At 68.9% G+C, this 12,166-nt stretch carries 12 protein-coding genes; 6 read left to right on the top strand and 6 right to left on the bottom strand.

The window, feature by feature from the left end; translation table 11 throughout:
* Positions 1-69 precede the first annotated feature (69 nt).
* From AC07PZ_RS16020 to AC07PZ_RS15995, 6 genes are all read left to right on the top strand, one after another.
* Positions 70-1,677, top strand: a complete 1,608-nt coding sequence (locus AC07PZ_RS16020; protein WP_495296091.1) for an amidohydrolase family protein — start codon at positions 70-72, stop codon at positions 1,675-1,677.
* Positions 1,674-2,750 carry a CobW family GTP-binding protein gene (locus AC07PZ_RS16015; RefSeq protein ID WP_495296090.1) on the top strand — a complete coding sequence of 359 codons (1,077 nt, stop codon included), beginning with the start codon at positions 1,674-1,676 and terminating at the stop codon, positions 2,748-2,750. The genes AC07PZ_RS16020 and AC07PZ_RS16015 overlap by 4 nt, the downstream gene beginning before the upstream one ends.
* A complete protein-coding gene (locus AC07PZ_RS16010) occupies positions 2,747-3,550 on the top strand; it encodes an ABC transporter permease (protein ID WP_495296089.1) in 804 nt (267 codons plus the stop codon). The genes AC07PZ_RS16015 and AC07PZ_RS16010 overlap by 4 nt, the downstream gene beginning before the upstream one ends.
* Positions 3,547-4,620, top strand: coding sequence for an ABC transporter ATP-binding protein (locus AC07PZ_RS16005; RefSeq protein ID WP_495296088.1), 1,074 nt, complete (start codon positions 3,547-3,549; stop codon positions 4,618-4,620). Before AC07PZ_RS16010 ends, AC07PZ_RS16005 begins: the two co-directional genes overlap by 4 nt.
* Before the next feature lie 82 nt (positions 4,621-4,702).
* Positions 4,703-5,737 (top strand): extracellular solute-binding protein, encoded by a 1,035-nt coding sequence (locus tag AC07PZ_RS16000; protein ID WP_495296087.1) that lies wholly within the window; start codon positions 4,703-4,705, stop codon positions 5,735-5,737.
* A gap of 3 nt (positions 5,738-5,740) precedes the next feature.
* Positions 5,741-6,574 (top strand): ABC transporter permease, encoded by an 834-nt coding sequence (locus AC07PZ_RS15995; RefSeq protein ID WP_495296086.1) that lies wholly within the window; start codon positions 5,741-5,743, stop codon positions 6,572-6,574.
* A gap of 43 nt (positions 6,575-6,617) precedes the next feature.
* Here AC07PZ_RS15995 and AC07PZ_RS15990 read toward each other — a convergent pair whose 3' ends face one another.
* From AC07PZ_RS15990 to AC07PZ_RS15965, 6 genes are all read right to left on the bottom strand, one after another.
* The gene (locus AC07PZ_RS15990) at positions 6,618-7,643 is read right to left on the bottom strand and encodes a serine/threonine protein kinase (RefSeq protein WP_495296085.1); all 1,026 of its coding nucleotides are present in this window, start codon (positions 7,641-7,643) and stop codon (positions 6,618-6,620) included.
* Between the two features lie 67 nt (positions 7,644-7,710).
* Positions 7,711-8,835: a DUF2855 family protein gene (locus tag AC07PZ_RS15985; RefSeq protein ID WP_495296084.1), complete on the bottom strand. Its 1,125-nt coding sequence runs from the start codon at positions 8,833-8,835 to the stop codon at positions 7,711-7,713.
* A gap of 208 nt (positions 8,836-9,043) precedes the next feature.
* Complete coding sequence (locus AC07PZ_RS15980; protein WP_495296083.1) at positions 9,044-9,469, bottom strand: organic hydroperoxide resistance protein; 426 nt, start codon at positions 9,467-9,469, stop codon at positions 9,044-9,046.
* Between the two features lie 61 nt (positions 9,470-9,530).
* Positions 9,531-9,980, bottom strand: coding sequence for a MarR family winged helix-turn-helix transcriptional regulator (locus AC07PZ_RS15975; RefSeq protein WP_495296082.1), 450 nt, complete (start codon positions 9,978-9,980; stop codon positions 9,531-9,533).
* 153 nt (positions 9,981-10,133) lie between these two features.
* Positions 10,134-10,949, bottom strand: a complete 816-nt coding sequence (locus AC07PZ_RS15970; RefSeq protein ID WP_495296081.1) for a crotonase/enoyl-CoA hydratase family protein — start codon at positions 10,947-10,949, stop codon at positions 10,134-10,136.
* Positions 10,950-11,185: 236 nt separating this feature from the next.
* Complete coding sequence (locus AC07PZ_RS15965) at positions 11,186-12,034, bottom strand: 3-hydroxybutyryl-CoA dehydrogenase (RefSeq protein ID WP_495296080.1); 849 nt, start codon at positions 12,032-12,034, stop codon at positions 11,186-11,188.
* Between the last annotated feature and the right edge of the window lie 132 nt (positions 12,035-12,166).

Genomic DNA, 12,166 nt, shown 5'->3' with positions numbered 1-12,166 from the left:
ACGGCACCCGCCCCTGCTCGAAACAATCGCCTCGTGATCCGGCATTCCGGATGTTTCGAGGAGTTCTGAGTGACAGCGATTTCCGGAGAAGCGCCAGCCGTCGAGGCGGGCGACGAGATTTCGGTCGGCCGTGCGATGCGCGGCGGCAAGGAGAAGCCGCGCGCCACCGGCCGCGACCGCGGCACCGGACCGTTCGGCCGGCTGGTGCTGCGCGGTGCCACCGTCATCGACGGCACCGGCGCGCCGCCGATCGGTCCGGTCGACATCGTGATCGAGCGCGACCGGATCGTCGAGATGCGCACCGTCGGCGCGCCGCGCAAGGCGATCGACCCGGCCGCGCGGCCCGCTGCCGGAGAACACGAGATCGATTGCCACGGCAAGTTCGTGACGCCGGGTTTCGTCGATTCGCATGCGCACATCGGCTCGCCTTTCGTGTCGGGCAGCGTTCCACCGGCCGACTACGTCTACAAGCTGTGGCTGGCCCACGGCGTGACGACGGTGCGCGAGATGGGCTGCTTCAACGGCCTGGGCTGGACGCTCGACCAGCGCGAGCGCGCGGCGGCCGGCACCATCGCCGCGCCGCGGATCGTGGCGCACGCCTACTTTCCGGCGGTCAACGACATCCTCAAGACCATCCATTCGCCCGAGCAGGCCCGTGCGTGGCTCGGCCGGCTGAAGGCGCGCGGCGCCGACGGCGTGAAGTTCTTCGGCGCGCCGCCGGCCATCATGGAAGCCGCACTTGCCGAGTGCGCCGCGCTCGGCCTGCGCAGCGGCTGCCACCATGCGCAGACCGCCGTCACCCGCATGAACGCGCTGACCACCGCCGGCTGGGGCCTGACCAGCGCCGAGCATTACTACGGCCTGCCCGAGGCGCTGTTCGAGCAGCGCGTGGTGCAGGACTATCCGGCCGACTACAACTACAGCGACGAGTACTTCCGCTTCTCGGTCGCCGGCCAGACCTTCGGCCAGGCCGCGCAGCCGGGCAGCGCGAAGTGGCGCGACACGATGGACCGCTTCCTGGAACTCGGCTTCACCTTCGTGCCGACCTTCGGCATCTACGACGCCAACCGCGACCTGATGCGCACGCGCCGCGCCGACTGGCACGACGAATACACCTGGAAGAGCTACTGGGACTACTTCCAGCCCTATCGCGGCGGCCACGGCTCGTACTGGTACCGCTGGTCGACGAAGAACGAGATCGAGTGGAAGGAGAACTACCGGCTCTGGATGCGCTTCATCAACGAGTACAAGAACCGCGGCGGCCGTGTCTGCGCGGGCAGCGACTCGGGCTTCATCTTCCAGGTCTTCGGCTTCGGCTTCGTGCGCGAACTGGAGATGCTGCAGGAAGCCGGCTTCCACCCGCTCGAGGTGCTGCGCGCCGCCACGCTCGAAGGCGCGCACCTCCTGGGCATCGAGGACGACTGCGGCAGCGTCGAGGTCGGCAAGCGCGCCGACCTGCTGGTGCACGACCAGAATCCGCTAGAGGACTTCAAGCTGCTCTACGGCACCGGCGCGATGCGCCTGAACGACGACACGCAGTCGGTCGAATGGCAGCGCGCGCTGCGCCACACCATCGCGGGTGGCATCTGCTACGACCCGGCCGAGCTGCTGGCCGACGTGCGCAGCATGGTGGCGGCGAGCCACGCCGAAGCCGAAATCGGAGCGGCCACGGCATGAGCACGCCCGGCGCTGCGCGCCCCACGCCGGTCGAGCTCATCGTGCTCACGGGCTTCCTCGGCAGCGGCAAGACGACCCTGCTGGCGGCCTATCTGCAGCAGCCGCAGGCGGCCGACACGGCCGTGATCGTCAACGAGGTCGGCGAGATCGACCTCGACGGCGCGGTGTTGTCCAGCACGGCCGCCAAGGTGCCGATGGCCTTGCTGAGCAACGGCTGCGTCTGCTGCGCGATCGGCAGCGACCTGCCCGGCACCATCGCCATGCTGATCGAGGACCGTGCCGAACGCGGCTTGCCGCCGCTCGCGCGCATCGTGCTGGAGACGAGCGGCCTGTCGCGGCCCGGCCCGGTGCTGCGCAGCCTCGGGCCGCTTGCCGAACACCTGCGCGTGTGCGTCGTCAGCACCTTCGATTGCGAACGCGGCCCCGACACGCTGGCGCTGCCCGAAGCGGCTGCGCAGATCGCGGGCGCGCAGCGGATCGTGCTGACGCGCCAGGACGTCGCCGGCCCGGCGGCCGTGGCGGCGGCCCGCGCACGCGTGGCGCGCATCAATCCGCTGGCCGAGCTGGTGAGCGATGCCGCGCCGGCTGCGCGTGCGCTGGCCGCGCTGGCGCCGCTGGCATCGCTCGCCGGCGTCGAGCACATGCAGGGCATCGGCCGCATTCCGCAGGAGGAGGCTGGTGGCGAATCCGCCGAAGACCTGCTGGCCCATGCCCGCATCCGTACCGGCCTGTGCCGCTTCGACGCGCCCGTCGATCACGGCGCGCTCGCCGAATGGCTCGACAACCTCGCCGGCCTGTGCGGCGAGCGCCTGCTGCGCGTGAAGGGGCTGGTGGGCGTGGCAGGGCTGTCGCGACCGCTGCTGGTGCAGAGCGTCGGAACGCTCTTCGCGCCGCTCGTGCCGTTGGCTGCCCGCACGCCGGACCGCTTCCTGGTCGTGATCGTGCGCGACATGGCGCTCGACGCGCTGCGTTCGGTGCAACCGCCGCTGCCCTTCGTGCTGACCTCGACGGCGCGCGAAGGCCAGTCGATGGGCCGGCCGCTGCGCGCCGTGCTCGCGGAGGCCTGCGCATGAAGGGCACCACGCTCGCGCGGCGCACGACCGTCGTGCTGGTCTATGCGGCGATGCTGCTGCCGCTCGTCACCGTCGCCTGGCTGAGTTTCTTCTCGCAGCCGATGATGACGTTTCCGCCCGAGGGCTACTCGCTGCGCTGGTACGCGAATGCCTGGCACAAGCCGCAGTTCGCGAGCAGCTTCGCGCTGTCGCTGCAGCTGGCCGCGGTGTCGGCGCTGGTGGGTGTCGGCACCGGCACGGTGGCGGCCTATGCGATCGAGCGCGGCAGCTTTCGCGGGCGGCGTGCGCTCGCTGCGCTGCTGCTGTCGCCGCTGGCATTTCCCGGCGTGGTGCTCGGCACCGGCATCTACGTGTTCTTCGTGCTGATCGACAACGCGGCGGACCTGCAGATCGTCGCCACGCTGCCCGGGCTGATCGCGGCGCACGCGCTGCTGGCCATTCCATGGACCGTGCGGCTGGTGTCCGCCAGCCTGCAGGGCCTGGGCCGTGCGCCGGAAGAGGCGGCGGCCAACCTGGGTGCGCGGCCGGCCACGGTGTTCCTGCGCGTCACGCTGCCCTCGATGCGCGCCGGCATCGTGGCGGCGGCCGTCTTCAGCTTCATCGCGAGCTTCGAGAACCTGGAGATGACCATGATGCTCACGGGTCCGGGCTACACGACGCTGCCGGTGGAAATGCTGAGCTACCTCAACTTCAACATGGACCCGACGCTGGCGGCGGTCGGCACGGTGCAGACCGTGCTCATCGGCCTGCTGCTGCTGGTGGCGGATCGTTTCGTCAGTCTGTCCCGGGTGACCTCTTGAGCTACCTTCGTCTCGACAACCTGCAGTGCGTGTACGACCGCACGGTCGCAGTGCAGAACCTCAACCTCGACGTCGCCCAGGGCGAACTGCTCGCGCTGCTCGGCCCCTCGGGCTGCGGCAAGAGCACCACGCTGCGCATGGTGGCGGGCTTCGTGCCGCCGAGCGCCGGCCGCATCCTGTTCGGCGAACGGGACGTGACGCACACCCCGGCACATGCGCGCGACACCGGCATGGTGTTCCAGGGCTACGCGCTCTTCATGCACATGAGCGTGGCCGAGAACGTCGCCTTCGGCCTGCAGATGCGCAAGGTGCCGCGCGGCGAGCAGGCCACGCGCGTGAAGGAGGCGCTGCGGCTGGTGCAGCTGGAGCACCTGGCCGACCGCCGGCCCGCGGCGCTGTCCGGCGGCCAGCAGCAGCGCGTCGCCCTGGCGCGCGCGCTGGTCGTCCAGCCCACCGTGTTCCTGCTGGACGAGCCGATGTCGAATCTCGATGCGCGCCTTCGCATGGAAGTGCGGCTGGAGATCCGGGCGCTGCAGCAACGCCTCGGCCTGACCACGCTGCTGGTCACGCACGACCAGGAAGAGGCGCTGACCACGGCCGACCGGCTGGCCGTGATGGACCGCGGGCGGGTGCGCCAGATCGGCACGCCGCAGCAGGTCTACGAGCAGCCGGTGGACCAGTTCGTCGCGAACTTCATCGGGCGCTGCAACCTGGTTCCGGGGCGCATCGAGTCGCCGGGGGTGTTCCGTGCGGGTGTGCATGCGCTGCCTTGCGCCACGGCCGACATGCCGCCGGCCGGCCGCGAACTGGCGCTGATGGTGCGGCCCGACCGCGTGCGGATCGGTGCCGCGGGCGAGCCCGGCCTGCCGGCACGCGTGCGCCTGGGCACCTACCTGGGCGGTACGACCGAGTGGCACTTCGAGACCGATGTCGGCGCGTTCGCGGTGTCGCAGCCCAGCACGCTGGCGCAGGGCGCGGGCACGCGCGGGCTGCAGCCGGGCGAGGCGGTGTCGCTGCACTGGCCGCCCGAGCACGCGCTGGCGCTGCCCGCCGACGCGGCGGCCGCCTGAAGCGCCGCGGCGGCATCGCATCGCTGCATCAGGCCGAGAGCCGTTCCTTTCCCTTCCTTCCAACCCTTCCCGTCAGACCACCATGAACCCTTCGCTTTCCCGCCGTTCCATGCTCCTTGCCGCCGCGTCGCTGCCGCTGGCCGCGTGTCCCGTCATGGCCGCCACCGGCGGCCGCGTCGTCATCGCCACCTGGGGCGGCGACTACGGCGATCTGCTCGGCAAGAACGTCGAGCAGCCACTGCTCAAGCCAATGGGCATCGAGGCGGTGCAGAGTGCGGATGACGGCGGCCCGCGCAAGGCCAAGCTGATCGCCGAGCGCAGCAGCCGGCGCGGCAGCCTGGACGTGGTGTCGCTGGTCGACTTCGAGTCCAGCGGCCTCGCGCAGATGGGCCTCTTCGAGACGTTGACCGACGACAACGTGCCCAACGCGAAGAACGCGATCGCCGCGCTGCGCCAGCCGCAGGCCGTGCCGCACATCTACTCGGGCATGGTCATCGCCTACAACCCCGAGAAGATCAAGACGCCGCCGCAGTCGCTCAACGATCTCTGGGACCCGAAGTACAAGGGGCGTGTCGGCTTTGCCGACATCCTGTTCCCGTACAACATCGCCGCCGCGGCGCTCGCGGCCGGCGGCACGCTGGCCGATCTCGATCCGGGCATGGCGAAGCTGGGCGAGCTGAAGGCGCTGTCGCCGAAGATCTTCGCGACCAACGAAGCGGTCGCGCAGGCGCTCAAGTCCGAGGACATCTGGATCACGCTGGCCTGGCGCGCACGCGTCTACCAGTGGCGCCGCGCCGGCGTCAGCGTGGCCGCCGCGGTGCCGCGCGAAGGCATCATGCCCACCACCTTCACGGCCGTGGTGCCGAAGAACAGCCAGCAGAAGGACAACGCCTTCGCCTACCTCAACGCCATGCTCGACCCGCGTGCGCAGACCGCGTTCGCCGAGCGCATGGGCTACGTACCGACGGTGACCAACGCCAGCCTGCCGCCCGAGCTGGCCGCGCAGATCTCCTTCACGCCGCAGGAGCAGGCCAACTTCAAGGTGCCCGATTTCGGCTACCTCGCGCAGGCGATGCCCAAGCTGCAGCAGTACTGGTCGCGCGACTTCAAGGCCTGAGCGATGCGCCTGTTGACCCTGCCGGCCATCGCGATCGTGCTCGCGATGATGGTGGCCCCGATGGCGATGCTGCTGCGCTATTCGCTCAACATCTACACGCCCACGGAGCTCATGGTGGAGGCGCTGACGCTGCAGAACTATGTCCAGGTGTTCGCCGATCCGTACTTCCGCGACGTGCTGGTCCTGACCCTGGAGGTGGCTGCGGCCACTACGGTGCTGGCGTTGTTCGCCGGCCTGCCGGCGGGCTACACGCTGGCGCGCATGACACGTCGCTGGAAGATGTGGCTGACGCTCGCGACCATCCTGCCGCTGATGGTGGGCAACGTGGTGCGCTCGGCCGGCTGGCTGGCGCTGCTGGGCAACAGCGGCGTCGTCAATTCGGCCGCGCAATGGCTCGGCCTGGCGCAGCAGCCGATGCAGCTGATGTTCAACCGGTGGGCCGTCATCGGCGTGATGGTCACGATCGTGCTGCCGCTGATGGTCATGACGCTGGCCAGCGTGATCGAAGGCATTCCGCGCAACGTGGAGGAGGCCGCGGCCAACCTGGGTGCGCGGCCGTTCACGGTGTTCCGCCGTGTCGTGCTGCCGCAGGCGATGCCGGGCGTGATCGCCGGCATGTCGCTGGTCTTCATCCTGTGCATGAACGCCTACGCCACGCCGGTGCTCATCGGCGGGCCGCGCTTCAAGATGATGACGCCCGAGATCTACCAGCAGTTCGTCGGCCTGAACAACTGGCCCTTCGGCGCGGCGCTGGCCTTCATGCTGCTGATGGTGACGCTGGTCTTCGTGCTCGGCATCGGGGCGCTGCTGCAGCGCAGCTACCGGCAGCGCGCCTGAGCGTGCATTGCGCGCCGCCGGTGCGCCAGGCGCATCAGGCGCGTCAGGCGTAGAGCGGCTCTTCGTCCATCGCCTCGCACTGCTCCTGCAGCATCAGCACCTGGCCCTTCCAGTAGTCGCTGGAGCCGAACCACGGGAAGTTGATCGGGAAGATCGGGTCTTCCCAGCGGCGTGCCAGCCAGGCGCTGTAATGGATCAGCCGCAGCGTGCGCAGCGGCTCGATCAGCGCGAGTTCACGGCGGTCGAATTCGCGGAACTGCTCGTAGCCGTCGAGCAGGCCGCTCAGTTGGGAGGTGCGCTGTGCGCGTTCGCCGGACAGCAGCATCCACAGGTCCTGCACCGCGAAGCCGGTGCGCGCGTCGTCCAGGTCGACGAAGTGCGGCCCGCCGCCGGGCCGGTCGGTCGGCGTCCAGAGGATGTTGCCCGGGTGCACGTCGCCATGCAGCCGCAGCTTGCGCAGGCCGCTGTCGGCCGCGGTGGGCGACAGGGCGGTCGCCGCGATGCGGTCGAGCGCTTCCTTGCAGGCGTCTTCCCAGGCGCGTTGCACGTCGAGCGGGATCTTGTCGTTGGCCAGGAGCCAGTCGCGCGAGGCGATGCCGAAGGTCTGCAGGTCGAGCGCCGGCCGCGCCTCGAAAGGCCGCGCGCGGCCGATGGTGTGGATGCGCGCAAGAAAGCGGCCGACCCATTCGAGCACTTCGAAGTCGTCCAGCTCGGGGCCGCGGCCGCCGCGGTACGGGCTCACGCTGAACGCGAAACCGCCGTGGTGGTGCAGCGTGGCGCCGTTCAACGACAGCGGCGGCACGGCAGGCACTTCGGCCGCCGCGAGTTCGAGCGCGAAGGCGTGTTCTTCGAGGATCGCGGCTTCGCTCCAGCGTCCGGGCCGGTAGAACTTGACGACCACCGCGCTGCGGTCTTCCAGGTACACCTGGTAGACGCGGTTTTCGTAGGAGTTGAGGCCCGTGAGCCGGCCGTCGCCGTGGAGGCCCAGCGTCGCGAGCGCATCGAGCACCACGTCGGGTGTGAGGTTCTCGTAGGGATGGGTGTTCGCGGGCGCGTCGGGAAGGGTCATCGGCCCATTGTCGCTACCTGGCGTCGCCATCCGGCCGCGATGGCGCGGCCGATCGAGGGCGATGCCGTCAGCGCGAGCGCGACAGCGACAGGATGTGGCCGACGCGCGGATCGCCCCGGCCGGCCAGCACCTCGGCATAGGCCGACTGCACGGCCGCGGGGCCATCGTGATGCTGCACGCCGAGCCATGGCGGTTGCGCGCCGGTCGCGTGCGCGGTGAACGCATGCCAGGCCGCGGCCATGCGCCGGCCGAATTCGTCGGCGCCCCATTCGGCGCTGCGCTTCTTGATCTGCGCCGGCGCGAAGAACAGCGTGGCGCGCGGGCCGGGCAGGCTCTTGCCGGCGCCGCTCGGCGCCAACTGCTCGACGTGCGTGCCGCCGATCGAACTGCTGTAGCGCAGGCCGGTGAAGCGGGTGTGGATCCGGCGGCGCAGCTCGCCGTTGCCGGCGAAGTCGACGTAGACGCAGGGCGCATCGGCGGCGATCGAATCGAGCGCGTCGTAGCCGATCACGCGGTGGTAGCAGCCCAGGCTTTCGCAGAAGGCCTTGTTCGCGTCTGAGGTCAGCCCGACGACTTCGATGCCGGCGCGCTGGTGCAGCTGGAAGGCCGTGCCGTAGGCCGTCTTGCTCGACGCGCTCGAAAGCAGCACGACGCCGGGCGTGGCGTCCGAGCGCACGCCGAAGAAATCGTTGTCCGCGAGGAAGTCGTCGATCAGCCACGAGGTGATGAAGAGCGGGCGCAGCAGCGCCTGCACGTCTTCGGTGTCCGGCGTGTAGAGCGGGTCGGCCGTGCAGCGGAAATACTGGTTGTAGACCGCCGGCAGTTCGGCGCGATGCGGTGCCGCGTCGGTGAAGCGCTCAGGCGACACACGGCCGGGCCGCAGCACGGTGGCCGAGGCCATCGGCCAGTAGCCATAGAGCCTTTCGCCCACCGCCACGCCCGGATGCAGCGACTGCACCACGCTGGCAAAACCCCAGACCGGGATCTGGCCCCAGCCGTCCTCCCCGCTCGGGAAGAACTGCCAGTAGCTCATCGCTTCGCCGAATGCGGCATAGGTGATGTTGTTGGACGTGAGCGCGAACGCGTCGATGCGCACGCGCACGTCGCCGGGCTGCAGCGGCGTGTCGGTGGTTTCGCGCAGGCGGGTCTCGGCGAGGTGATCGCGGCGAACGAGGAGGGCGGTGGTGCTCATTGAAATACCTTGCACTGTGGTGCGCGCTGGCTGGGGGCGGCCCGGCGCCGCGCCCATGCCGCAAACCTTAGCGGAGGCCCGTGAAACCCGCCACCGCAGCCACCCTCGGCGGCGGTCGCCCGTGCGACATGAAAAAAGGCGACGCGGCATCGAGCCGAGTCGCCTCGAGGGCTCGTGACCTGACGGCCCGGGCCTCTGCATCGCCCGATCAGGCGATGGTGATTTCGACGTCGATGTTGCCGCGGGTGGCGTTCGAGTACGGGCAGACCTGGTGAGCGGTGTCGACCAGCTTCTGCTTCTGTTCGGCGTCCAGGCCCGGCAGCGTGATGGCCAGTGCCACGGAGATGCCGTAGGCGGCGCCGCCGTTGGTCGGGCCGAGGGAAACCTTCGAGTCGATCGCGACGTCGTCCGGAACCTTCACGCCGATCTTCGGGCCGACGGCCTTCATCGCGCCGATGAAGCAGGCGGCATAGCCCACGGCGAACAGCTGCTCGGGGTTGGTGCCGGGCTTGCCGGAACCGGGCGAGCTGAGCTTGACGTCGATTGCGCCGTCGCTGGACTTGCCTGCGCCGTCGCGGCCGCCGATGGTGTGGGCTTCGGCGGTGTAGAGCACCTTGTCGAGTTTCGTGGTCATGGTGGTTCCTTTCGGTGGTGGAGAAATGCCCCGGTATCGAGGCGGGTGAAAAAGAGGGTGTTCAGGCGGCCTTGATGCGGTCACGCAGCGCCTGGATCTGCTGCGTGAGCGCGACGAGTTCGGGCACCGAGCATTGCGTGGCGGCCAGCAGGCAGCCCGGCACGCCGCCCGCCCGCGTCTTGAGCTTGCGGCCGGCGGATGTCAGCATGATGTGCACGCGGCGCTCGTCGGCCACGTCGCGCACGCGGGTCACGAAGCCGTTGGCCTCCAGGCGCTTGAGCAGTGGCGTGAGCGTGCCGGAGTCGAGCGACAACCGCTCGCCGAGCGCGGACACCATGGGGCCGTCCTGCTCCCACAGCGAGAGCATCACGAGGTATTGCGGGTAGGTCAGCTGGAGTTTTTCGAGCAGTGGCTTGTAGAGCCGCGTCATGGCCAGCGATGCCGAATACACGGCGAAGCACAGCTGGTTGTCCAGCAGGAGCATCTCGTCGATGGTGGGTTCGGTGCGCATGGGCTGAATTATGTCGAACAATTGAATTGCGTGCAATTCAATTTGTAAGCACAGCCCTGATGCGAGTGGGGTGAAGGCGGCAGCCGATCATGTCGGCCCGTTGCTGGTGGCATGCGGCCGCCGGTTCGGCGGCGCTGCGTCAGGGCATGGGGCTCAGCGGCCGGTGAAGCGGGCAGGGCGCCGTTCGATGAAGGAGCGCACGCCTTCGGCCGCGTCCTCGCTGTTCGACAGGCGCTTCTGCGTCTCGATGAATTCCGACACCGCGGCGAGCGGGCCGTGCTCGATGGCCTTCAGCACGTTGAGCCGCGTGGCCACGACCGCGAGCGGCGCCTGCGCGGCGATGCGCTGCGCAATGGCGAGCGCCGCATCAAGCTCTTGCCCTGCAGGCACGACCTTCTGCACGAAGTTCAGGCGATAGGCTTCGGCGCTGCCGAACTCGTCGGCCGTCAGCAGGTGCAGCATCGCGTTGCCCAGCCCGGCGCGTTCGGCCATGCGCAGCGTTGCGCCGCCGGTGGCCATGATGCCGCGCTGGACCTCCATCTGCGAGAAGCGGCAGTCGTCGGCCGCCACCACGATGTCGGCGCCCAGCATCAGCTCGATACCGACCGTGAAGCAGATGCCCTTGACCGCCACCACCATCGGCTTGGTCCGGCGGCGGTAGCCTTCGAGCCCGAAGTCGTGCGGCTCGACCAGCCCTTGCGGGACCGCCTTCTCGCCGCGCTTCATGTACTCGGTGACCGCGGGCAGGTCGAGGCCCGCCGTGAAGTGGTCGCCGAACGCATGCAGCACGCCGACCCGCAGCGCCGGGTCGTCGTCGAGCCGGGTGTAGGCCTCGGCGAGCTGCCTGAACATCGGTGGGGTCCAGCCGTTGCGCTTGGCCGGCCGGTTGATGCCGATCAGCAGCACGTGGTCGAGCACCTGGGTGTCGATGCAGCCTTCTGGCGGTGGCGTGGTGGAAATGGCGGTCATGGCGTCTTGTCTCCTGTCTTTCTGTCTTTCTGTCTTTGACTTATCGTGAAACACCGCGGAACCGGCTTTGCCGGGCCGCTGGTGTTGCCCCCGGTAGGGGGTTGGCGGCTACGCGAAGCGAGCAAGCCTGGGGGCGAGCCAAGTACTCACCGCGGAACCGGCTTTGCCGGGCCGCTGGTGTTGCCCCCGGTAGGGGGTTGGCGAAAGGCGACACGAAGTGCGCCGAAGCCTGGGGGTCAGTAGATGTACACGCCGCGCTTGGTCTTGCGGCCCAGCTGCCCCGCAGCAACCATCTCCTTCAGCAGCGGGCACGGACGGTACTTGGAGTCGCCGAACTGCTCGAGGTAGACCTCCATCACCGCCAGGCAGACGTCCAGGCCGATCATGTCGGCCAGTGCCAGCGGGCCGATCGGCTGGTTGCAGCCGAGCTTCATGCCGGCGTCGATGTCCTCGGCCGTGGCGAGGCCTTCGGCCAGCACGAAGAAGGCCTCGTTGATCATCGGCACCAGGATGCGGTTGACCACGAAGCCGGGCGCGTTCTTCACCGTGATCGGCGACTTGCCCAGCGCGACGGCGAGTTCCTTCACGGCGTCGTGGGTCGCGTCGCTGGTCAGGTAGCCGCGGATGATCTCCACCAGCGCCATCATCGGCACCGGGTTGAAGAAGTGCATGCCGATGAAGCGGTCGGCGCGCGACGTGGCGGCGGCCAGTTGGGTGATCGAAATCGACGAGGTGTTCGACGCGACGATCACGTCCGGCGGCAGCAGCGCGTCGACCTGCTTGAGGATCTTCAGCTTGAGCTCGTGGTTCTCGGTCGCGGCCTCGATCACCAGCTGCGCGCTCTTCAGATCGTCGTAGCGGGTCGATCCCTGGATCAGCGCGAGCGCGGCGCTCTTCTGGTCTTCCGTGAGCTTTTCCTTCTTGATCAGCCGGTCCAGGCTGCTCGACACCGTGGACAAGCCCTTGTCGACCGCGGCCTGCGAGATGTCGACCATCACCACCTTGATGCCCGACACGGCGCATGCCTGCGCGATGCCGTTGCCCATCGTGCCCGCGCCGATGATCCCGACCGTTTGAATCGCCATGAGAAAACTCCTTGGAAAATGAATATGAAAAAGAAAAGAGGAGGAGGGCACGCCCTCGCATGGCATTGATTGTGGCGCAGCGTTTTTACGCAGTCGTTCGCCGCGGCGACATCGCCATTGCATTAAAGTGCG

The organism is Variovorax sp. GW821-FHT10B04 (genome assembly GCF_059415645.1).
The sequence above is the reverse complement of the archived record's forward strand: the minus strand, read 5'-3'. Positions and strand labels throughout refer to the sequence as shown.

What these genes read in the sequence shown, in the direction of transcription:
- AC07PZ_RS15970 (WP_495296081.1), bottom strand. Translation starts at nt 10,949, where the DNA reads ATGACCGCCATTTCCACCACGCCACCGCCAGAAGGCTGCATCGACACC.
- AC07PZ_RS16010 (WP_495296089.1), top strand. Translation starts at nt 2,747, where the DNA reads ATGAAGGGCACCACGCTCGCGCGGCGCACGACCGTCGTGCTGGTCTAT.
- AC07PZ_RS15995 (WP_495296086.1), top strand. Translation starts at nt 5,741, where the DNA reads ATGCGCCTGTTGACCCTGCCGGCCATCGCGATCGTGCTCGCGATGATG.
- AC07PZ_RS15985 (WP_495296084.1), bottom strand. Translation starts at nt 8,835, where the DNA reads ATGAGCACCACCGCCCTCCTCGTTCGCCGCGATCACCTCGCCGAGACC.
- AC07PZ_RS15975 (WP_495296082.1), bottom strand. Translation starts at nt 9,980, where the DNA reads ATGCGCACCGAACCCACCATCGACGAGATGCTCCTGCTGGACAACCAG.
- AC07PZ_RS16015 (WP_495296090.1), top strand. Translation starts at nt 1,674, where the DNA reads ATGAGCACGCCCGGCGCTGCGCGCCCCACGCCGGTCGAGCTCATCGTG.
- AC07PZ_RS15980 (WP_495296083.1), bottom strand. Translation starts at nt 9,469, where the DNA reads ATGACCACGAAACTCGACAAGGTGCTCTACACCGCCGAAGCCCACACC.
- AC07PZ_RS15965 (WP_495296080.1), bottom strand. Translation starts at nt 12,034, where the DNA reads ATGGCGATTCAAACGGTCGGGATCATCGGCGCGGGCACGATGGGCAAC.
- AC07PZ_RS16000 (WP_495296087.1), top strand. Translation starts at nt 4,703, where the DNA reads ATGAACCCTTCGCTTTCCCGCCGTTCCATGCTCCTTGCCGCCGCGTCG.
- AC07PZ_RS15990 (WP_495296085.1), bottom strand. Translation starts at nt 7,643, where the DNA reads ATGACCCTTCCCGACGCGCCCGCGAACACCCATCCCTACGAGAACCTC.